The 23,186-nt window shown below is 34.6% G+C and carries 18 protein-coding genes; 8 read left to right on the forward strand and 10 right to left on the reverse strand.

The features are described 5' to 3' along the window. Positions 1 to 9: 9 nt before the first annotated feature. From EKM03_RS01285 to EKM03_RS01315, 7 genes are all read left to right on the forward strand, one after another. Positions 10 to 1,638 (forward strand): hypothetical protein, encoded by a 1,629-nt coding sequence (locus tag EKM03_RS01285; RefSeq protein ID WP_126739738.1) that lies wholly within the window; start codon positions 10 to 12, stop codon positions 1,636 to 1,638. Beyond that, positions 1,638 to 2,639 (forward strand): VWA domain-containing protein, encoded by a 1,002-nt coding sequence (locus tag EKM03_RS01290; protein ID WP_126739739.1) that lies wholly within the window; start codon positions 1,638 to 1,640, stop codon positions 2,637 to 2,639. The genes EKM03_RS01285 and EKM03_RS01290 overlap by 1 nt, the downstream gene beginning before the upstream one ends. Positions 2,640 to 2,767: 128 nt before the next feature. Next, positions 2,768 to 3,799 carry a VWA domain-containing protein gene (locus EKM03_RS01295; protein ID WP_126554062.1) on the forward strand — a complete coding sequence of 344 codons (1,032 nt, stop codon included), beginning with the start codon at positions 2,768 to 2,770 and terminating at the stop codon, positions 3,797 to 3,799. A 46-nt stretch (positions 3,800 to 3,845) separates the two neighbouring features. Then, entirely contained in the window at positions 3,846 to 4,598 is a 753-nt protein-coding gene (locus EKM03_RS01300; protein ID WP_126561407.1) for a tetratricopeptide repeat protein, read from the forward strand. A gap of 47 nt (positions 4,599 to 4,645) precedes the next feature. Beyond that, on the forward strand, positions 4,646 to 5,296 hold the full coding sequence (locus tag EKM03_RS01305) for a DUF6624 domain-containing protein (RefSeq protein WP_126561408.1): 651 nt from the start codon (positions 4,646 to 4,648) through the stop codon (positions 5,294 to 5,296). A gap of 47 nt (positions 5,297 to 5,343) precedes the next feature. Beyond that, positions 5,344 to 7,089, forward strand: a complete 1,746-nt coding sequence (locus EKM03_RS01310) for a BatD family protein (RefSeq protein ID WP_126561409.1) — start codon at positions 5,344 to 5,346, stop codon at positions 7,087 to 7,089. 73 nt (positions 7,090 to 7,162) lie between these two features. Beyond that, positions 7,163 to 7,906 carry a tetratricopeptide repeat protein gene (locus EKM03_RS01315; protein WP_126739740.1) on the forward strand — a complete coding sequence of 248 codons (744 nt, stop codon included), beginning with the start codon at positions 7,163 to 7,165 and terminating at the stop codon, positions 7,904 to 7,906. 236 nt (positions 7,907 to 8,142) lie between these two features. Here EKM03_RS01315 and EKM03_RS01320 read toward each other — a convergent pair whose 3' ends face one another. From EKM03_RS01320 to EKM03_RS01335, 4 genes are all read right to left on the reverse strand, one after another. Continuing rightward, positions 8,143 to 8,580, reverse strand: coding sequence for a hypothetical protein (locus EKM03_RS01320; RefSeq protein WP_126561411.1), 438 nt, complete (start codon positions 8,578 to 8,580; stop codon positions 8,143 to 8,145). Positions 8,581 to 8,816: 236 nt separating this feature from the next. Next, a complete protein-coding gene (locus EKM03_RS01325; RefSeq protein WP_126561412.1) occupies positions 8,817 to 9,206 on the reverse strand; it encodes a Dabb family protein in 390 nt (129 codons plus the stop codon). 293 nt (positions 9,207 to 9,499) lie between these two features. Beyond that, positions 9,500 to 12,721, reverse strand: coding sequence for a glycosyl hydrolase (locus tag EKM03_RS01330; RefSeq protein ID WP_126739741.1), 3,222 nt, complete (start codon positions 12,719 to 12,721; stop codon positions 9,500 to 9,502). Between the two features lie 513 nt (positions 12,722 to 13,234). Then, positions 13,235 to 14,878 (reverse strand): amidase family protein, encoded by a 1,644-nt coding sequence (locus EKM03_RS01335; RefSeq protein WP_126563574.1) that lies wholly within the window; start codon positions 14,876 to 14,878, stop codon positions 13,235 to 13,237. 706 nt (positions 14,879 to 15,584) lie between these two features. Between EKM03_RS01335 and EKM03_RS01340 the strand changes: the two genes are divergently transcribed. Further along, entirely contained in the window at positions 15,585 to 16,577 is a 993-nt protein-coding gene (locus tag EKM03_RS01340) for an HNH endonuclease (RefSeq protein ID WP_231507402.1), read from the forward strand. 40 nt (positions 16,578 to 16,617) lie between these two features. On the opposite strand, the gene EKM03_RS01345 is transcribed toward EKM03_RS01340, so the two are convergent. The 6 genes from EKM03_RS01345 to EKM03_RS01370 form a co-directional block, all read right to left on the reverse strand. Continuing rightward, positions 16,618 to 17,160, reverse strand: coding sequence for an Arm DNA-binding domain-containing protein (locus tag EKM03_RS01345; protein WP_126739742.1), 543 nt, complete (start codon positions 17,158 to 17,160; stop codon positions 16,618 to 16,620). Between the two features lie 354 nt (positions 17,161 to 17,514). Further along, on the reverse strand, positions 17,515 to 17,943 hold the full coding sequence (locus EKM03_RS01350; protein ID WP_126739743.1) for a hypothetical protein: 429 nt from the start codon (positions 17,941 to 17,943) through the stop codon (positions 17,515 to 17,517). Continuing rightward, complete coding sequence (locus EKM03_RS01355; RefSeq protein ID WP_126739744.1) at positions 17,943 to 18,440, reverse strand: helix-turn-helix transcriptional regulator; 498 nt, start codon at positions 18,438 to 18,440, stop codon at positions 17,943 to 17,945. Before EKM03_RS01355 ends, EKM03_RS01350 begins: the two co-directional genes overlap by 1 nt. A gap of 3 nt (positions 18,441 to 18,443) precedes the next feature. After that, positions 18,444 to 19,016, reverse strand: a complete 573-nt coding sequence (locus tag EKM03_RS01360) for a hypothetical protein (protein WP_126739745.1) — start codon at positions 19,014 to 19,016, stop codon at positions 18,444 to 18,446. 201 nt (positions 19,017 to 19,217) lie between these two features. Beyond that, positions 19,218 to 22,079: a type I restriction endonuclease subunit R gene (locus EKM03_RS01365; RefSeq protein ID WP_126739797.1), complete on the reverse strand. Its 2,862-nt coding sequence runs from the start codon at positions 22,077 to 22,079 to the stop codon at positions 19,218 to 19,220. Between the two features lie 10 nt (positions 22,080 to 22,089). Next, positions 22,090 to 23,181 (reverse strand): HigA family addiction module antitoxin, encoded by a 1,092-nt coding sequence (locus EKM03_RS01370; RefSeq protein WP_126739746.1) that lies wholly within the window; start codon positions 23,179 to 23,181, stop codon positions 22,090 to 22,092. Between the last annotated feature and the right edge of the window lie 5 nt (positions 23,182 to 23,186).

A 23,186-nucleotide genomic window follows, 5' to 3' on the forward strand; every position in this document is an offset into this window, starting at 1 on the left:
TAATAAAAGATGAAAAAACAATTATACCTACTATTGCTGCTTTCTACGGCTGTTTTTGCACAACAAAAGCAAGTAGTCACAAGTATTGATACAATTAAAAATAAAATTGGTGCCGAATTTAAATTATCCATAAAAACTACTGTTGACACTTCGTCTAAGGTCATTTTTCCAAACTTAAAAAACCTTGGCGCTTTAGAGGTGATTCAGTCGTATCCTATTGATACGGTCAAAATGGACGGCCGTTATGAATTAATCAAGAAATACGGGTTGACCCAATTTGATTCTGGCAGATATGTGGTTCCAAGTATCAAGATTTTTATCAACAGCAAACCGTTTTTTACGGATTCGCTTTTGGTTGAGGTAGCGAATGTTCAAGTGGATACTTTGAAACAAAAAATGTACGACATCAAGGACATTGCTCCTGCGGATAATTCAATTGGGGATTGGTGGAAATACCTGCTGATTGTTGCTTTGATTGGTGGTATAGGAGCGTGTATTTATTGGTTTATTAAAAAACGACAAGAGAAAAAACTACACAAAGAAATTTATAAAACGCCTATAGAAAGAGCGACTAGTTTGCTGGATTCTTTGGAGAAAAAAGAACTTTGGCAAAAAGGAGAAGTCAAGGCCTATTACAGTGAATTGACTGATATTGCCCGAAATTATATTGAAGAAGCCATAGAAATTCCAGCTATGGAAAGTACTACATCAGAGCTGATTCTTGGACTTAGAGCGGCTTCTGTCAAAAAGAAAATGACGCTTTCGAAGGAAATTATCGATAATCTGGAGCGTGTTTTGAAACAAGCCGATTTAGTGAAATTTGCCAAATCGAAACCATTGGATTTTGAAATAACCGAAGACCGAAATAAAATTCAAAAAGCAATTTTAACCCTGGACAGCTCCATTCCGCTGGAAGTTCCAGAAGCAGAAGAGATACTGTTGAATGAAGCACAAAGACAAAAACAAATTCAAATTCAGTTGCGCAAACAAAGAAATAAACGGATTCTTACGGCCAGCGCTATTGTACTTTTTTTATTGGCAGCGACCACCACTTTTTTTATTGTTACCAAAGGGTTTAGTTATGTGAAAGACAATATCATTGGTCATCCTACAAAAGAATTATTAGAAGGCGAATGGGTAAAAAGTGAATATGGAAATCCAGGAATTATCATAGAAACACCAAAAGTACTCAAGAGAATAGATCTGACTAAAACGCTTCCTAAAAATGGAATGGCATTGATTAAAGAGATGCAATCGTTTGTGTATGGTAGTGTTTTAGATCGTTTTTATGTGATGGTTTCTACGTTAAAATTCAAAGCAGAAACGCAAATTGATTTGGCTAAATCGATGGACGGGATATTGCAATCATTAGAATCCCAAGGAGCTCAAAATATGATTGTTAAACAAGAAGAATTTGAAACCAAAGAAGGGGTCAAAGGGATTAAAGCCTACGGCACTTTTTCCCAAGTTGATGGCGGTGATACGACAGGTGTAAAAATGTACTATGAAGCAGTATTGTTCAGTCAGGAAGGTGGATTACAACAAATTTTACTTTTTCATGAAGAAGGAGATACCTATGGCAATGAAATCTCAGAACGAGTTTTGAACTCGGTCGAATTAAAACAAGCAAGTAAATAATGGATAAAATAACTTTTTTGAACCCAGAATTTTTTTGGCTGTTTCTACTGATTCCAGTTGTGATTGCCTGGTTGCTTTGGACAAAAAACGAACAGATCGCAACATTAAAAATTAGTTCTATAGCAGGATTTAAAGGCGCAGAGTCGTATTTGACAAAGTTAAAGCCACTGTTGAATGTATTCCGGGTTTTGGCATTGTGTTCTTTAATTGTTGCCATGGCCAGGCCAAGAACGGTGGATGTAAGCAGTAGAACAAAAACAACTAAAGGAATTGATATTGTTATGGCAATAGATGTTTCTGGAAGTATGCTGGCCAAAGATTTGAAACCAAACCGAATGGAAGCATTGAAAAGAGTCGCAGCTGATTTTGTTGAAGAACGACCAAATGACAGAATAGGATTAGTGGTGTATGCCTCGGAAGCGTACACAAAAACACCGGTGACCAGCGATAAAGCAGTAATCCTGAATGCGATTAGCAGTATAAAATACGATACTGTTTTGCAGGACGGAACCGGAATCGGGATGGGATTAGCCACTGCCGTAAACCGATTAAAAGACAGTAAAGCCAAAAGTAAAGTCATTATTCTTTTGACAGATGGTGTGAATAATGCTGGATTCATTGAGCCGGAAACAGCCTCAGACATCGCCAAGCAATATGGAATAAAAATATACACAGTAGGAATTGGAACTAACGGAATGGCCATGTTTCCCTATAAAATAGCACCTAATGGAACGTTTTTATTCCAAATGATGAAAGTGGAAATCGACGAACAATTAATGAAAAGTATTGCCAGAAAAACGGACGGAAAATATTTTAGAGCCACCAGCAATAGCAAGCTGGCCGAAATTTATGCCTCCATCAATAAACTGGAAACTACAGAAATAGAAGAACTAAAATTCTATGATTACGATGAAAAATTCAGGCCTTTTATATGGTTTGCCGGTTTTTTGTTGTTGCTGGAAGTAGGACTAAGGAATACAGTTTTTAAAAGCTTTATATAAAACCCCCACCCCAGCCTCCCCGAAGGGAAGGGAGCACGAACTGGAATATTGGAATTAGAATGACCAAGTTTAGAATTTTGATTTAGGGTAAAAATCTAAGATCAAAATTCATAAATCTAAAATTAAAAATGGAATTAGACGAAAAAAAATATTTATACCTTCTTTTTATACTGCCTCTTTTAGTGTTGGTTTTTCTGGCCAATTTATATTGGAAAAGAAAGAAACAGCGCGAGTTTGGAGATTTAGAAATGGTAAAAAAATTAAGTCCGGAAAGTTCCGTTTTTAAGCCAGTATTAAAAATAGTCGTGCTGATTTTAGCTTTTCTTGGGCTGATTTTTGCTTTGGTAAACCCAAAGATTGGCACCAAGATGGAAACCGTAAAACGGGAAGGGATTGACATTGTTTTTGCAATGGATGTTTCTAAAAGTATGCTGGCCGAAGATGTTGCGCCCAATCGATTGGACAAAAGCAAGCAAATTGTCTCACAAATCATCAACCAGTTAGGAAGCGATAGGATAGGTATTGTGGCGTATGCCGGAAGTGCTTTTCCGGTATTGCCCATCACTACGGATTACAGCGTTGCAAAAATGTTTTTGCAAAGCATGAATACTGATATGGTTTCCTCCGTAGGAACATCGTTCAACGAGGCAATCAAATTATCGTCAACCTATTTTGATGATAAAAAAACGAGTAAGTTATTGATCATGATTTCGGATGGTGAAGACCATAATGAAGGTGCTGAAGAAGCGGCTGAAGAAGCCAATAAGTTGGGAATTAAAATTATTACAATTGGTGTTGGAACTGAAAAAGGAGGTACAATCCCATTGAAAAGAAATGGAATTATTGAAGGTTTCAAGAAAGACAATAACAACCAAGTGGTTATAACGAAGTTGGTTCCAGAAAGTCTGACAGCGATTGCTAAAGCCACAAAAGGGGGTTATGTAAACGGAAATAATACCAAAGAAGTGCTTGAATATGTGAAAAATGCATTGAATAATATTCAAAAAACCGAATTTGAAGCGACGGAAATGGCGGATTTTCAATCGCAATTTCAATGGTTTTTGGGCTTTGCCTTCTTGCTGTTATTTGTGGATGTCTTTCTGTTGGAGAGAAAAACAAGCTGGGTTAAGAAATTGAATTTATTTAACGAAAATAAATAATTATTTCCTAAAGGTTCTTAACCTTCTGGATTTATAGATACAATAAATGAAAAGATTTAAAATTATCATAATTGCTTTTTTAATGATTGCTTTCTGCGGAACGGCCGGTTTGTACGCACAACAAAAAGACCGAATTTTGCCTAAAGCAAATGCAGAATATGCGGAAAACAAATTCGCAGAGGCAGAGGCTAATTACAGAATTTCGGATTCAAAATTCCCTAATAGTACCGCTGCGTCCTTCAATCTTGGAAATAGTATTTACAAGCAAAAGCAGTCTGGAGAAGCCAAATTTGCGTACGCCAAAGCATTTAAAAATTCAAAAACGAGACCTCAAAAACACAGAGCCCTGCATAATTTGGGAAACGTATTCATGAATGAAAAGGATTATACTCAGGCGGTAGAAGCGTATAAAAACGCCTTGCGAAATGACCCAACCGATGAGGAAACCCGTTATAATTTTGCTTTGGCCAAAAAAATGCTGAAAGACAATCCGCCAAAGGATGACAAGAAAAAAGACGACAAGAAAGATAAAGATAAAGACAAGAAAGACGATAAAAAGGACGATAAGAAAGACAAAAAAGAGGAAGATAAAAAAGACGATAAAGGTGATCAGGACAAAGATAAAAATGAGCCAAAACCCAATGAAAATGGGGAGCCAAAACCAGCACCTGGAGGTATCTCCAAGCAGCGTCTGGAAAATTTACTAGATGCTGTAAATAGAGAAGAAAAGAAGGTTCAGGATAAGGTGAATGCCCAGAAAGTAAAAGGAAAACCAGTTAAAACGGAGAAGGATTGGTAGATTTTACTAAGATAACGATAAATTTTGAAGATATAATCAAATCGAAAATGAGATATTCAATTTTAATAATTCTTGTATTCTTCATTAGTTGTAACGCTATAAATTTAAATGAAGAAGAAAAAAATAATTTAGAAATTGATCTCGAAAAAATGGTGAAAACAGATCAAATAGCTGCAAATAATGCCTCACCGCCAAAACAATATGAACAATTATCTAAAGAAAAGTGGTTGCTTTTTAAAGATAGTGTTTATACAAATCACAAAATAAGAATTGAAAAAATATTTAATAGGGTCGGTTTTTTAGGTTTTGATAAAGTTGGGAAAGAAGGAGCAAAAGATTTTTGGTTACTTACACAGCATTCCGACAAATATCCCAATTTTCAAAAAAAGGTATTAAAAAAAATGAAAATTGAGGTTAGAAATAATAATGCAAACCCACAAAATTACGCCTATTTATATGATAGAGTGCAATTAAATATTGGAAAAAAACAGTTGTATGCGACTCAATTGGAATATAATAACATTGGTCAAGCAATACCAAAAAGTTTAGAAGATAGTGTGAATATTGATTTTAGAAGGGATGAGTATAAGCTTGAAAATTTAAGAGAATATTTAAATTTTATGACGGAAATGCATTTTGAAATGAATAAGCAACATTTTATTGATAAAGGTATAACGAAGCCCAATTTTTATAAATAATATACTTGTCAAGTAATTTGGACTTACATCAATTAGACAGTTTGAAAATGAAAAAATATATAGCAGCAATCGTTTTATTGGTGTGCAGCTCCCTTAATGCTCAGGTTCAGTTTGAGGCCAAAGTCAGCAAAAGTACGTTGGGCTTAAATGAGAGGTTGCGTATTGATTTTATGATGAATGTAGATGGGGATAATTTTGTGAAGCCTTCATTTGAAGGATTTAGAATTGTTGCCGGGCCCAGCCAGCAAGTAAGTCAGTCCTGGGTAAACGGGAGAAGTTCTTTTGAGAAAGTCTATTCATATATTCTTTTGCCAAATCAAAAAGGAACCTTGGTTATCAAGCAGGCAGCCATAGAGTTTAATGGTCAAATTTATAAGACAGCACCAGTAAAAATCAATGTTACTGAGGCTACGCAACAACCCAGAGATCCAAACGATTCACAAGTGTCTGCGGATGAAAACTTATATCTTGTTGCCGATGTGTCTAAAACAAATCCGTACATCAACGAACCCATTACGGTCGTGTACAAATTGTATTTTGCAAATATTGGCATCTCAAATTTAGGAGAACTGACCAAGCCAAAATACAATGATTTTTGGAGTCAAAATATTGAAATAAAACAGCTTGCTGCCGAAGAGGGGATGTTTAAAGGCCAAAATTATCGCTATATCGTGCTAAAAAAAGTAGTGCTATATCCGCAAAAATCAGGAAAACTTAAGATCGAGCCCCTATCATTAGCAGTTGATGTGCAGTTACCAACGAACCAAAGGGATATGTTTGGTCGAATGGTACTAACGGAAACGACCCAAAGAGTTTCGGCCGGAGCCAAAACCATTACCGTTAAACCACTACCCGAGTCTGGAAAACCAGAAAATTTTACCGGAGCGGTTGGAAGTTTCGACTTCAAAGTCACACCGTCTAAAACCGATTTAAAAAACGGAGAAAGTCTGGATCTTGTTGTCAGCGTAACCGGAAAAGGGAATCTAAAATTGTTCAGTTTGCCAAAACCAGTTGTGCCAAATGCGCTGGAAATGTATGATGCCGTTCACAGCGAAGACATCAGTACACCACTTTCCGGTATGAGCGGAAAAATGTCAGACAGTTATACTATAATTCCGCAATACAGAGGAAATTATCCGGTAAAACCAATGCTGTTTTCTTATTTTGATTTGGATTCCCGTACGTATAAAACACTCCGTTCTCCAGAGATTATGATCCATATTCTTGATGGCCCTTCTCCGGCAGATTCTTCTGCTACAGCTGGAAATAAAAATAAAATTGCAGCGGTTGAAGAATTTAAAACGATCAAGTCAAAAACCAATCTGGTTACCATTGATAAAGAGGATTTCTATGGATCGAATTTGTTTATTGGATTGTTAGTACTGCCTTTTTTATTGGTTCCAATAATTGTGTTATTCAAAAAGAAAAAGGAAGCTATGGATGGCGATATTTCCGGAAACAGAATCCGAATGAATAATAGACTGGCCAAGAAATATTTATCAGTGGCCAAGAAACAAATCAATAACAAAGAACTGTTTTACATTGCACTGGAGAAAGCGATGCATAATTTCCTGAAGGCAAAATTACACATTGAAACCTCTGAAATGAGCAAGAATAATATTCAGGAATTATTGTTGTCCCGAAATGCAAAACCAGAAGCTGTAAACGATTTTATTGCGCTTACTGAAAATTGTGAAGTGGCTCGTTATGCACCTTCATCCAGTGTTACAATACAACAGGATTTTGATAAAGCAGTTTATATCATCGCTGCGTTGGAAAAACAGATTGCTTAATAAAAGTACTAAAATTAATTTTTGAGTAAATACACTTTGAGCCTTTGTGCCCTCGTTGCAAAAAAAGATAATGATGAAAAATATACTATACATACTTTTACTTTCAACTCAGTTTTTCTTTGCCCAAAACGGCTTTGAAAAAGGGAATGCGTATTATGAAAAGGCAAAGTACACTGAAGCCGTGGCTGCCTATGAAAGTGTTTTGAAAGCCCAGCAGTACTCTTCGGAATTGTATTTTAATTTAGGAAATGCCTATTATAAATTGAATCAGGTTGCGCCTTCGATCTACAATTATGAAAAAGCATTAGTGCTCAATCCAAACGATCAAGGAAGTATTAACAACCTGAAATTCGCTCAAAAAAGAACAATTGATGAAATTAAAGTAATCCCAAAAGTAGGTTTTGCAAAATTAGTTCGTGATTTCACGGGAATTTATCATTATAATACCTGGGGATGGGTTTCTGTAGGATTGGCTGCCGCTTTTTTGTTGTTTTTTATCGGGTACTATTTTTTACAAAGAACACTTCCTAAACGGATTTTCTTTTTTGGAATGTTTCTGGCTGTTTTTCTTTTACTAATGACGCTGGTCGCAGCTATTATTGAGAAAAGTCATTTTGATACCGAAAAACCAGCCATTGTTTTTGCCGAAATGGTGAATGTGAAAAGCGAACCCAGAAATGGTGGTAAATCTATTTTTGTGCTGCATGAAGGAACTAAAGTTTATGTGAAGGAAGTCATCGAAAAATGGAAAAAAGTGCAACTAACGGATGGAACCGAAGGCTGGATAGAGAGCAGTGCAATTAAGGAAGTGAAATAATAGTTCACGGTTTCAAATTGTCCAGTTTCTTTATTTATAGCAGAAACAGGGCGGTTTTCATGGTAATTAAACTGACCGCCACCATATTTAAAATCAGTTTCAAAATTGCAAATTCTACAGTTGGCATTTAATATTTGTCCCATGTTTTTATATTGAAACTTTAAAAACATAATCACCCCATGACATAAGTATTATTGCGATTAAATGCCCAATTTACTCTGAAGCTTAGTAAGAATTTAATGCAGAAATAAATACAGTAAATTATGAAAAATTGTTTTCCATTTAATTTGGTTAATTTTACCATCATGAACTAATAAAACTGTCCCTTTCGTAAGTTTTATAGATTGACTTTCTGTAATTTCAGAGTTTATAAAAACGCTATCACCTTTTGATATCTCCCAGTAATTTTTTTGATGTACTGTAATTTCTGTTTCAGAAGAAGTTTTGTAAATGTTAACTGTAAAAATTTGTATTATTGTATTGTTTTTGACTTCATATATTTTTTTTTCGTTGCTTATTTGATATGAGCCGTCTTTAATAACCTCATTGTTTATAGATACTTTATTTCCAATTTCTACTTCTGCTAAATAATATGATCTTTCTATTTCAAAAATTTTGCCATCAACAAGTTTTTGCTCAACAATAAATAATTTTTCCCGACGAATGTTATTCAAATAATTTCCAATATCTAAATCTGGAATTACATTTTCATTTGCTAAAGTGAAAAGCTTAATGCCTGTTTTGCACGAAATCGCAAGCTGGGGTAATTCAAATCAAGCAAAAAAGATTATTGCAAAAATGGTAAAGTAGAAAATTGTAATGGCTGAAAAAAATAAGAATTCATTAATTTTTGTTTAGAATCTCTTAATTATGGTAAAAGTATTTGATCTAATATCTCAAGATTCAAGGCCTATAAGTCTATTGCATCATAAACCAAAACTTTCTCCCAAAGATGGGAACAGTTTTTTACAAAATCCTGATGAATAGGGTGGTCCTGATATATTTTTTGACCCGCTTCATCATCAAAAAACAACAGCTCTGAAACGTCCCAAGAAGTGTCTACTACTTCCCGTTTTTCCGTAGAAGCTAATATACCCAAATGAAATTGGCGAACCGTTGGAATTGCTGCTAAAGTTTTCAAGCCGGAAATCAATTGCTGTTTATCTTCTTCCGATTGGGGGTTCTTTAACCAAAAAAACACATGGTGTATTAAATTTTTTTCATTGGAGTGTTTTGTGAATCCAAAAGCACCTGCAATACCTACTAAAGCTGCCGAACCAATAAACTGTCTTCGTATCATCTGATTAATTTTAAATGTAAATATCTAAATTAAAAATAGAATAGGATCACTATTTATCTCAAATTTTAAAGGAGAAGGACTGCTGTTTTTGAAACAGAACGGTTTTTGCAAAACAAGATAGTTTTTCTCATTAATCATCATGAAGCCCGGCTTTCACTAAAGCCTTAAAACAAAAAAGACCTTACATTGCTGTAAAGTCTTTTTAAAAAGCTCCTCTCTTGGGCTCGCCCCTCGGGACAGATTAGCAGTTAAATCTCGACTGCGCTCCATTTGACAAGATTGATACGATCTAATTATTTTATTTCCTTATCTAAAATAATGGCAGGAATTTGCTGTTTCATTACAAAAGCATTAAATTTCTTGACATCGTTATCCACGATATCTTTTATTTTCTGGAGTTCGGCATCTATTTTTACAGCTAAATCTTCATAAACAACATAAGCATTTCGGGTTGGTTTTGATTCCGATGACGAAATATTGGATCCTAATCCAGCCATTTTATCGTTCAATTGAATTGGGAAAGCTAACACATCTTGTGGTGCTTTAGCTTTTGGCTGCATTAATGATGACTCAATTTTATCCAAGTTTTCCAGAGTCGATTTCGTCATTTTTTTCATTTGATTGACTGCCACAGTATCTTTTACAGTTGCTATGTATCCATTAATTTGCGTGCGTATTTTTCGCAATTGGTTAATCGCGAGATGAGCTTCATTGACTTTTTTATTTACTTTTTGGTGCAAGTCAAATTGCTCTTTTAAATCAGCATCACTCGTGGTCATTCGAGGATCAAGTTTGATTTCAACAGCTGCCTCTGCAATAATGGTTTTGTCTTCAATTAACCGAACAATATAAGATCCCGGTACTACTTTTGCGCCAGTACCAGATCCTGCCCACATTACATTAGTTCCGTCAACTGCAGTTGCATTTGGATAGCGCATGTTCCATACAAATGAATTCATACCTGCTTTTGCGGTGATGAAACCCGCTTGCTCTTTTTTTGGATCTTGATAAAATTCCTTGGAAATTTTCATGGGTTCACCCTTCATGTCTTTGGTTGAAGAGTAGGTATTTATCGTATCTCCTTTGAGTGTTAGAAACTGTAATTTTATCTCAGTTGAAGGTTTCTTTTTGAAAAAGTAACGTACAATTACTCCATTTGGGGCATTAGTTCCTGAACTCATGTCATCGCTTTGTCCGCCTTGCATTCTATAAGCAGGACGCGGTTTGAAAAGGTGTTTGTCTCCTTTTACTGTTTTGTCTTTTATTTCATAAAGCGGTGTAATATCATCTAATACCCAAAAAGATCGGCCGTGGGTTGCAACGATTAAATCCTTTTCTCTTTTTTGAATTTGTAAATCTCTAATAGGAGTAACCGGTAAATTCAAGTTTAGTTTTTGCCAAGAATCTCCATCGTTGAAAGAAACATAAACGCCTCGCTCAGTTCCAGCAAACAGTAATCCGGGTTTGTTAGGATCTTCACGCAATACTCTGCAATATTCATCAGATGGAATTCCATTGGTTATTTTAGTCCAACTTTTTCCATAATCAACCGTTTTGAACATATACGGTGTACGATCGCCGTACATGTATTTATTGGCTGTTAAATATGCTTTTCCTTTTTCGTGTTCTGAAGTGTGAATCATACTAATCAAAGAAAAGTCAGGTAATACTGTTGTTGGTAATGAGATATTCTCCCATTTTGCCCCATTGTTTTTAGTGATATGTACTAAACCGTCATCAGATCCGGTCCAAATTACCCCTTTTTCTAGCGGTGATTCTGAGAGGGTGAATATGGTAGCGTATACTTCCGCTCCTGTTTGATCCTTAGTTATTGGTCCGCCCGTTTCTCCTGTAGTTTTTGGATCATTTCGGGATAAATCAGGACTTATAATTTCAAATGAATGACCTTGATCTTCCGTCACGTGTACTACCTGAGAGGTAACATACATTCTTTTTGGGTTGTGAGGCGAAAAAACAATTGGGTACGTCCATTGAAAACGGTATTTTTTAGCACTAGAAGGAGCCCCAATATTCGATTCTGGATACGGAGAGATATCTTTTCCTTGGCCTGTTTTTTTGTTGTAAGAACTCAATTGACCGTCGTACTCGCCACCGTATGTAATGTCAGCATTCGTTGGATCTGCCTCGATGTATCCTGCTTCGCCACCCGCAACGGCGTACCAAGATTCAGGACCTATACTATTGCCACTAGTTCTAGAAGCAATCCGAATGGAAGAATTGTCCTGCTGAGCTCCATAGATATTATACGGAAATTCATTGTCTACTGATACATGATAAAATTGAGCGGTTGGTGTGTCTAATTCCGTGAAGGTTTCTCCACCGTTGAAGGTTACTTCTCCACCACCATCATCGCCAATTATAAAGTTATCTGGGTTTAAAGGATTAATCCATACATCATGCGTATCTCCGTGTCGGACATTTATTTTTTTAAAGCTTTTACCGCCATCGCTAGTTTTCCAAGCATCTACATTTAATACAATTAATCCATTTTCGTTTTTAGGATCGGTTTGTAAATTCATGTAATACCATGGTCTTTGCCAAAGATTTTTATCTTCATTAATCAATTCCCAGTGCTCGCCTGCATCGTCAGATCGATACAGTCCGCCTTTTGTGTTTTCGATCAAAGCATACAAGCGATTCGAATTTATTGGAGACACAGCGATTCCCATTTTTCCGAGGATTCCAATTGGCATTCCTGGTTTTTCGTTAAGCGATTTCCAAGTATCACCGCCATCAATAGATTTGTACATTCCAGATCCTTTTCCTCCTGATGACATAGAATGACCGTTACGATACCCTTCCCAAAGCGTTGCGTAAACAATTCTAGGATTGGTAGGATCGATACGAACACACATGGCGCCCGTTTTTTCATCTTTAGAAAGAACTAATTGCCATGTTTTTCCACCATCTTTTGATCGGTAAACACCGCGTTCCGGATTAGATTTAAAAGGATTTCCCATTGCTGCAACAAAAACGATGTTAGCATCAGAAGGGTGTACTTCAATATTAGCGATTGCATCCGCTTTATCGAGGCCAGATTTTGACCAAGTTTTTCCGCCGTTTACAGATTTATACATTCCGTCACCAAAAGAGATATTGGATCTCATATCTGCTTCGCCCATTCCTACATATACCACATTTGCATCAGATGGGGCAACTGTAATTGCACCTACAGCAGATGATTTAAAAATACTATCAGAAATAGGAAACCACTCATTTCCTCCATCAATTGTTTTCCAAACGCCACCTCCTGTTGCACCAAAATAATACGTCAAAGGGTGGTTGGCATGTCCTGCTACCGCAAGTGATCTTCCCGATCGAAAAGGTCCGATATTTCTCCATTTAAGCGCATTAAATACGCTATCTGAGACAAAATTTGAAGTTGTTTTGTTTTTTACATTCTTTTTTTGAGCATAGCCTAAGCTAGTGGAAAGTGTTATAAAAAAGACAAGAACGATACTAAAGTTAATTCTTTTAAAATAAGTTTGGTTCATAGGTTTTAATAGATTGGTTAGTGGTTATTAAATTTTAAACTTCAATAAGGATTTGCCATTTTTAGTTTTAAACACTGCATATTGGAAAAACACATACCTAGTTATTTATCAAATATAAGAATTAATTTAGTAGTAATTGTAGTTGTTAAACGGCGTTGCATGGAAGCACAGATTTGTAACCAAGTTAAAATGGTTATCAACAAATTTTCCTATTTCTATCTTTGAACTAGGTGAGGTCTTACTTTCATTGTGAATTTAAAACAAAAAAGACCTTACATTGCTGTAAAGTCTTTTTTAAAAAGGTTCTACCGATAGCTATTGAGGCTTGTTCGGGTGATTTATTCGATGATTAACTTTTTATATGTTTTCAAGTAATCTCATTGAAATTTCAGGATTCTGTATTAGGTTTTCAATATCAATTTTGCTTTGCATCTTCTTGCTTTAAATTAAAGTTGTAACCAACGTACAAGTGATTTAATAGATGCGGGTATTTTTAATTTTAATCTTTTAAAACTATTTATAGTCTTGCGGTAATTTTCGAATTTTTGTTGCTTTTTCAAAGGCAAATCCCATTTTTAAAAGGCTGTCTTCATGATACGGTCTGGCTATAAATGTAAGACCCCATGGCTCTCCCGTTGTTTTGTAGCCCATAGGAATAGTAAGGCAAGGGTAGTTGGCCGCAGCGGCATGACCGGCGTTATTATTGTTTATGGATAAGATAGCGTCGAGTTGGTATTTTACCATCGGTTTTTCAAAAAAATTGACTCCTTCTTTTTTGATTTTGGCCTTTATTTGCAGTAATTCTGCTTCAGTAGTGTTTTCGGCTAGCATTTGTTCAAAACGTCCTTGTCCGTAGGGAATTTTTAGTATCGAATCATTTTTATTGTACGCTATAATGTCAGCAATAGAGCGGATAGTAAGTTCATTTGATGCATATTTATTCAAATAATTAGGAAGATCAACTTTCATGTCGGCACTAAGTATGGTGCCAAAACCGTCGAAGTTCATTGGTTCTGGATCATATTCAACGACTATACCACCTAACTTAATTATGGTATTGATACTCTGCTTATAAATTGAATCTCCTAAAAAGTTTTTAATGGCACCAAATCGCAATCCTTGCAGCGTTCCCGACTTTAGATCATCGAGGTACTTTATGTTTTTTGGATTGTTCTTGGTTGCAGGATCATTATTGTCTTCTCCACTCATAGCCGAAAGAAGGATTCCACTATCAGTAACATTTTTTGTCATTGGCCCAGGCGTGTCTAATGTACTTGAGATTGGAATAATACCCGTTCGGCTCAATAAACCAGTAGTTGGTTTTAGACCAATAATTGAATTTTGCCACGAAGGAGAAAGAATAGAACCTGAAGTTTCAGTTCCCACTGCTGCTGCCGCATAATTGGCGGCTACCGCAGCACCACTTCCTGAGCTCGAACCACCAGTGTCAAATATTTTCCGTCCATAGGGATTAAGCGTTTGCCCTCCCACTGCACTATAGCCATTAGGACCAGTCAGGAAAAGGAAATTAGCCCATTCGCTTAAGTTTGTTTTACCTAAAACAATAGCACCTTTATCTTTTATTTGGGTAATTATAAATGCATCTGCAGCGGTATTGTTTCGTAACAAATGTGTTCCTGCGGTGGTAGGCATGCCCTTTACGTTTGTATTGTCTTTTACAAGTATTGGTATGCCGTAAATTGGATGGTCGTGATTGGATTTGTTTTTGTCTCTCTTTCGTGCTTCATTAACTGCTTCAGGGTTAATAGCTACAATTGCATTTAGCATCTTATCTTTATCATTTTCATATTTGACAATTCTGTATAAATACCACTGTGTCAGTGTTTCATAGCTAAGGCTGCCAGATTTAATATGGGATTGAATGGTGGGAATGTTTTGTTCTAAGATTAAAGGTTTTAGTCTTTGATAATCGTCCTCCGAAAAAGCACCTATCTGTTGTGTTATGTTTTCCCAAATAGTGTTTTTATCCAGAATTTTTGACTGGATCAATTTGTATTGCATTCTTGTTGATGCGTTGGTAGCATTTTTTGCTAGTTCTTCGGTTTCGTCATAAGGGGCCCATGCCGGAATAACTGTTTTTTGAGTTGGCTTACAAGCCAGTATAAAAAAGAGAGAGAGGAAAAGAATTTTCTTCATTAAATCTAAATTTAGGGTTATGTATTGGTTTTTTTTAGGTCAGTTCTAGTTCGTTTTTACACTATTTACTTAATCGAAGCAACTATAAACAAAAGGTGTTGGATGTATATTCGAAAGAAAAGATATTAAAATCCGCAAGTTCAAACAGCATTAAGTGTCTTTATTTATTCCCGAACCTATTTGTAAATAATAAGTCATGTGATCGAAATTCAAAGATATACAATTAATGTACTATTAGCGTAAAATTATAGCAAAGGCAGGATAGGATTCTTTAAAAAAAGGAGGTGGGTTTTTGGCAAGAGGCACTATTAGAATTGTAGTTTTTTTTTGATTCATGTTACCGTTTTTTAGAGTTAAACAATTGGCATGACAAGTCAGAATATAAAATGGGTACCTCGAGATTTTAGATGGGTACCGAATAGGGTGCCTTTTTTTTATAAACGAACCTAGTAACTTGGCAAAATCTAGAATTAGCTTTTATCTACTGAATCACCCTGAAGTCCCGATTTCACTACCGCTTTAAAACAAAAAAGACCTTACATTGCTGTAAAGTCTTTTTAAAAAGCTCCCCTAGATATTGTGTGATAGAACCAATTTAAGCATGGTTTAATAAAAGTTATTTGTTTTAAGCAAAGAGATTCAAAATAATTATGACTTTGTGTTTTAATAATGAAATATTCATAGTTTTACTAAAACTTATTCGAGTATGATTATTGAAGAATTATTGGAAAAATATATAAAGCAGTTTAAGATCCTTAACCGAGCGTCGCATAAAATAATGGGGAAAGCACCTCATAAACCAATTTTATTGTTGTCGGTATTACAGTTAATTAAAAAAGGAGATATTCAGACGAATAGGATATATATTACTGGTGAGCTGGTTATAGCTTTTAAGAGTAACTGGAACCGATTAGTAGAAACAAACCATACTCCAAATTTTTCTTTACCATTTTTTCATTTGAATAGTGAACCATTCTGGCGGTTAGTTTTTATAAATGGACTTACTAATGGCCACGATAAAATAAAAAGTATCGGTAGTTTTAAAAATCTAAAGAATAATGTTGCTTTTGCTGAAATAGACAGAGATTTATTTAATCTATTGTTAAATCCAGTATCAAGGACTATGATTGAGAATTTTTTATTAAATAATTATTTTCCTTCATCAAAAGATAATTATCAAGCAGTAGAGATTTTGGGTAAGTATGATATTGAGAGAATAATAGAAGAGCAAATTGTTAACGATACAAAAGAAGAATATCAGAGCTTAATGAATGAAAATCTACAGAAATTATCCGAGGATGAGATTGAAGAAGATAGATTTATTAGAGGAAGTATTTTTAAAAGAGAGGTTCCTAAAATTTATAAGTATCAATGTTGTATCTCAGGAATGCGAATAGAATCATCTAAAAATGCGCAAATGATTGACGCTTGTCATGTGGTTCCATTTTATATTTCTAATGATGATACTTTACCAAATGGTATTTCATTATCGCCAAATTTACATAGAGCTTACGATAGAGGATTAATAACAATTAACGAGGATTATATTGTTAGAATTTCACCAACAATTAAGGAAAATGATTCTCCATTTTCAATTTCACAATTTGGTGGAATTAGAATTTTTTTACCAGATGATAATAAAAATTACCCCTCGCCTGAAAACCTTATGTGGCATAAAAAAGAGGTCTTTGTGTTTTAGATATTATTATTTTTAGCCTTTTGGGTATCCGTATTTGTTCTTACTTTTCCTCTGTCTTTGAATAGCAATCAAAATCATCCAAAAACTGTAGACTCAATTCTTCTAGAGGAAAATCTGTTTTTTTAAATTTCCATTTCAGGAATGCTTCCAAATGATTTCCAACGTAAACGAATTTGTTATAGGTGTTGTCTTTGATTTCTAATCCTACGAGTTTTTTGATTTTGGCTAGATACTGTTTGTAGTAAGAAAGGACAAATTCACTTTTCTTTATTTCCTTTCCTAAATATTTGTCATGGATATCCTCAACAGAAAAAGGATTTTCCTGTAATCTTAAAATCATGTAGATGCTATTGACTTTTGATTTTATTGTGTCAAGTTGGGAATTGTATAGAATTGCAGATTTATGGGATTTTAGAATTACTTGGTTTTTGGTATCCCAATGCTCGGACTCAATATTAATGCCTGTGCTAATCTGTTTTCTGTTCCCATTTAGGGTTATTCGGCAAAATAATGGAGATTGATTCTTCTTGTTTTTTCTATTCTTTCCTTCAATAAATAGAATTTTGAAATTGTCTGTTGTCATAACTTTTTGTTTTAGTCAGACATGCAATTAGTTACAATAAAAAAAGTGTTACCTATTGAAAAAAAAGTGTTACCTAATATGTTACCTTTTTTTAGTAAAATAACCTGTCAAAGTTGTCAGAATCTAGAATTAGCTTTTATCTCCTGAATCCTCGTGAAGCCCCGCTTTCACTACCGCTTTAAAACAAAAAAGACCTTACATTGCTGTAAAGTCTTTTTAAAAAGCTCCCTCTCTTGGGCTCGAACCAAGGAGTGTGACTAGCAGTAAAATCAAGACTTCACGTTCTTTTACTTTTTTATGTTTCCGAATTGGATGCCTTTTTTATTAATTTAATGATTGCTATATTTTTTTATTTTAATCGAAAATTACATCTTCAGGAACCATTTCCGCAACGTTTAAAGTTGGTAGAATATATTTGTTGAAGATAGTTCCTTCTGTTTTTGAATGTAAAATTCCTCTCGATGTACCTACAGTTATCATTGCCATGTGAGCGACAAAACCTTTAGGGAGGATTATTTTGTCATTTACTTTTAGACTTTCCCAAGTAGTATTTTCTATCTGAAAAAAACAGCTTACCTGTGTTGTCATAAATGGCTTTTTCTTTATTTCAAAAGTAAATTTTATACTAATTGAAAACGCTTTGTCCTCTAAATTCAAACCAAATGACATGCTTGTATTTAGATTTATCTTGCCGTTTTCGACATGATTTTCTTCAAACAATGCAAACTGATCTGTTTTTATTTTAAGTAAATTAAAATTGATATTAACATTATTTTCTGCCATTATCCTGCTTTTGGGTAATTGATTGTTTGAGTAAGTTTATTGTAAACAACGTCCATTTGAGCACCTTCTTTTTGTTTAAAATTATCTGGAAAACGGAAATTTTCAAGAACGTTTTTAACTAATTCATTAGTTAGTGTTTTTTCAACTGGTTTAATTTGAGTTGAATTAGTTTTAATTTCTGTTACGGGTTTATAATCAATAATTTCCATTAATGAAATTTCTAAAGCAGTTTCAAGTTTACCAACAGTCTCAAAGGTTAAATTTTGTTTGCCCTTGATAATTTTGTTCACCTGTTGTGCCGAAACATTCATTTTTTTGGCTAGGTCTTTTTGAGATAATCCTTTTTGGTTTAATGCTTCTAGAACATTAATCGCAACTTTTGAAGATTGATCTATCCATTTTTTGTTGGCTTTATAGTAGGCCAACTTTGAAAGAAAATTAGAAGGCTTGTCGCTTACTAATTTTTCAAACTTGTCTAATCTTTCGTTTAGTTCCATATGTTAAATTTCATACACTTCAAAATCATCTTGATTTAGAATTCCTTCTTCTTTCAGATAATATTTAATGTCGTCTAATTTTTGTTTTTCTTTGAGTAAATGAGTTCTTTCGTCCATTGTCCCAACTAATTTTATTGCTCCGCCAGTAACAATAAATGTGTTTGGTCCAATTTTAATTGCATACATGCGCAACCATTTTTTTTGAATTCGTGTTTTGGCTTTGACTTGCTGAAGTTCTCTTTGCGTGTAGTCTAGGTTGCGTAAAGGTTGGAATACTATCGACAGGTTGTCACCGCCGATATTTGTTCCTGAAATTGCCAAACTTTCGAGTTGGTCAAATAAATATTCGGCTTCTTTCCGGGTGTAATTGATTGCTTGTTGTATGCTGATTGTTTTTCCATAATAACCACTATTTAAATCGTCTTGATGTAAAGTGAAAAAATCGTATAAATATTGAGGATTCAATAACCATTGTTCAATACACTTGGTTACTTCATCTTCAAGCTCACCTTTTAAGTGAATAGAAAATAATCCTTCGCGCTTATTTTCTTGGACAAATATAGGAACTATTTTCATTAAATCAACTTATAGGTTTATTTTTTAGCAAAATTATATGATTTTACAATACTATGGAAACTTAGTTATTAACATAAAGTCCTGCTATTTTCTCAATTACACCTTATATTGATAGTAAATTACTTATAAATAATGAGTTATGTGTCTTTCTCAACATAGTCTTTGCTCTTATTTCTAATATAGATAATTATCTATATCTGCTTATCCCACCTTCGCAAACCCATTCACAAAAGTTTCTACAAATCCAATAATCTTACTCAAAATCCTGTCACCTGTTTTCTTACGTTCCAATACTTTAGGTTTTTCACCTTCTATTAAGTCCAAGAGTTCATCTCTTAAAGGTTCACGTTCGGCAAAGAGGTAATTTTCTATTAGCTGTTCCGTTTTTTCTTCTGATAAGTTTTCTTCCTGTACCAGTAGTTTGAAGGCTTTTATCTGTTCTTCATTCCAGTATTTTTCAAATTGGTCTGGTAGGTCTTCTGTGTCTTCTATTGCAGGAAGATTTTCTAGTATGAAACGTTCTATCAGTTCGCGTTTGCTTCTCAGGTTTGCTTCTCCTGTCAGTAAATCAATGATTTCTTTTTGCTTCTTAGATTTCTCTTTTGGGTCGGCATTTTTCAAGCTTGCCAATAGTTTTAGAATATAAGTAACGTTGATTTCGTCACGGTGTATTAATTCCAATTCAAAATCTACGTCTTCCAGTATGGAAACTTTTTCTTTGCTATGGTCATTTTTGACTTTATCGTATAAATCGAGATACTTGCTTTTGTAATCTTCAAAAAGTTGCTCATCCATATCCAAATCTTCACCATTGAAATCTGAAAAAGTAGTCAGTACATTTTTGATACGCATTAGTTCCCGGAACGCTTTGATGAATTCTAATTCCTCCTTTTCACTTTGTAAATCATTTACGCTGTTTACTGTTGGAACAATTTTTAATAGTTCAGTGACTGCTTCACCAAATTGTTGCACGTAATCCTCGTAAGGTTGCATTATAATCACGTCTATTGCATCTTTATTAGAAAAGAGTGCGATAGCATCATCAGTTGCTTTTTTGAGGTTACGGAACACTATAATGTTTCCCTGTGATTTCTGTTCATTCAGGATTCTATTTGTTCTGGAATAGGCTTGAATCAATCCGTGATGTTTTAAGTTCTTATCCACATACATCGTATTCAGGTTTGGACTATCAAAACCAGTTAAAAACATATTGACCACTAAGAGAATATCAATCTTTTTGTTTTTTACGTTTTTAGAAATATCATTGTAGTAATTGTAAAATAAAACGCTGTCTTTAGTAGAGAATTTAGTGCCAAACATAGTATTATAATCCACAATAAACGCATCTAGCTTTTCTCTGGAATGCGAGTTTAAACCGTACTTTTCAGTTGGTTCTGCTGCTATATCTAATTCTTCAGGGATGAAACCATTAGCGTCTTTATCATCTTCATTGGTAGCATAACTGTAAATAGTTGCAATTTTTAAATTGTGTTTTCCTTCTTCTTTTTTGGTTTGAAGGATTTCATAATATTTAATCAGGGTTTCCACGCTACTCACACAAAACATGGCGGTAAACTCCCTGCTGTGGGTTTTACGATTGTGATTGTCAATGATGTAATCAGCAATTTTGTTCAAACGCAAAGGAGATTCCATTAATTCTTTAGTGTCAATGTCTTCTACTTCAATGTCTATGTTAGTCTTGCTGTCGTCTTTTTGTTTGTAACGACCCACATATTCCACGGAGAACTTTAAAACGTTCTCGTCTTTAATGGCATCTGTAATCACATATTTATGCAAACATTCGCCAAATAACTCTTTGGTGGTGCGCTTCCCTAATTCATTCTTTACCGCATTATCAGCAAAAATGGGTGTACCGGTAAAGCCAAATAATTGAATATTATTAAAAAAAGATTTTATACGAGTATGTGTTTCCCCGAACTGGGAACGATGGCATTCATCAAAAATGAATACAATGCGTTCGTCTTTCAGTTTATCCATTTTGCTCAAATACTGCTTTTTACTAATGGCGGTATTTAGTTTTTGGATGGTGGTCACAATGAGTTTAGTATCATCCGAGAACTGATTTACCAATGCTTTTGTATTGTCTGTTCCGTCGATGCTTCCTTTGCTGAAACTATTAAACTCTTTGGTAGTTTGGTAATCCAAATCTTTTCTGTCTACCACAAAAACTACTTTTTTGACTTGTGGTAAATTCATTAAAATCTGACTGGCTTTAAATGAAGTCAAGGTTTTTCCTGAACCAGTAGTATGCCAGATATAGGCATTTTTATTGGTATTCTTTACCGTTTCAACCAAAGCTTCTACAGCATAGTATTGGTAGGGACGAAGCACCATTAGTATTTTGTAGGCTTCACTCAACACAATGTATTTGCATATCATTTTAGAGATATGGCACGGATCTAAAAAGTCAGTGGTAAAACCATTCAATATATTAGTCAGGCGATTGTTGGCTACATCCGTCCAGTAGAAGGTTTGCTTGAACGACTGGTTTCTATTGTTAGCGTAGTATTTTGTGTTTACACCATTGCTGATTACAAAAATCTGAACGTACTGGAATAAGGCTGAATTGGCTCCAAAAGAATGGCGTTGGTAGCGATTGATTTGGTTGAATGCTTCTTTAAGTTCCAGTCCACGGCGTTTGAGTTCTATTTGTACCAATGGCAATCCATTGATAAGTAACGTTACATCGTATCTGTTTTTGTAAACACCATCGATGGATATTTGGTGTGTAACCTGAAATTGGTTTTGACACCAATGCTCTGTATTGATAAATTCAAAGTATAAATCTTCGCCATTATCTTTCAGGATGTGTTGTCTTTCCCGTAGTGTTTTTGCTTTTTCAAAAACAGATCCTTTGTTTAAAATATTAAGCACGCGGTCAAACTCTTTGGCAGTAAACTCTTTCTTGTTATGCTTCTCTAGTTGTGCTTTTAGATTGGTAAGCAGGTCTTTTTCGTCAACAATGGTCACTAAACCATAGCCCATATTTTGTAATTGGGCTACTAATTGTTCTTCCAGAATTTGTTCGGGTTGTTTTGCCATACTTAATTTGCTACCACAATTTTTTATCGATGCTTGTAGTAATAGCATACTGTTTGTTTTCATGACTTATTCTTCCACGAATAATAGCTGGATTTATCTTATTTTCTTTAGAAAATTTCAAAACTTTAGCGTCTGAGAAATCAGATTGGTTATTAATTATTGACCACACTGATTGGGGTATTAAATGGTCTTTGGCATATTCATCTGCTTCTTTTTCAATGTATTCCAAGTGCGAATTTTTTGAGGATAAATCAAAAAATTCTTGCTCTTTATTTCCTTTTAAATGCAAATCAATATGCCCGATTTCGTGCATAATTGTAAAAGCAAAATTGTCGATTCTGTTGTGTCTTAATGTTAATGCGATGGTAGGATTATCACCTGACCAAAAGGTATAACCATCAATAGGTGTTTGTTCTAATTTTGGAACCAAGATGAATTTAATCCCATATTGATTCAGTTTAGTTGCGACTTGGGTTACCGCATCTTTATTTTGGAAAAAAATAGTCTGAAGCTCCTGAATTAAATCTGGTAGTTTTTCAGGATTAAATGCATTAACCTCTTGTTTAGCAGCTTTATACTTTGCTACAACATTCCATGCCAAAACATTTTTTTCGCTGATTTTTAATTTGTCTGATTTTCTGAAAAGAGAAAATTTCTGTTTTGCCGATAAGCCTACTAAATCATCTACATTATTGATGTTATACACTTCTTTTATCTTGGCAATATCAGTAGTTAATTCATCAGCTAAGTAGCCTAATTTTCTAAAATAATTTACAGGGACATATTCTTTTATGATTTTCCAGATATCAATATTTACTACTTTCTGAATGTTTTTTTCTTTTATTCTAGCCAAATCCAACTCGTATTGTGATTGAAAACGCAACCAATACTCTGCTGAAATGCCTAATGTTCGTTCCAGTAGTATGGCTAAATCAGCCGTAACGGGTCTTTTCCCTTTGATGATTTCATTTAGCATTGTTTTGTGCATGCCAATCTCAACAGCAAAATCTTTTTGGATGATTTTTCGAGCATCCAATTCGTCTTTCAATACTTCGCCTGGATGTGTGGCTTCAAATGGAATAGGTTGGAGTATAGTTTTCATAATAG

The sequence above is a fragment of the Flavobacterium sp. GSP6 genome (assembly GCF_003984855.1).
In the GTDB taxonomy this organism is placed as follows: Bacteria; Bacteroidota; Bacteroidia; order Flavobacteriales; family Flavobacteriaceae; genus Flavobacterium.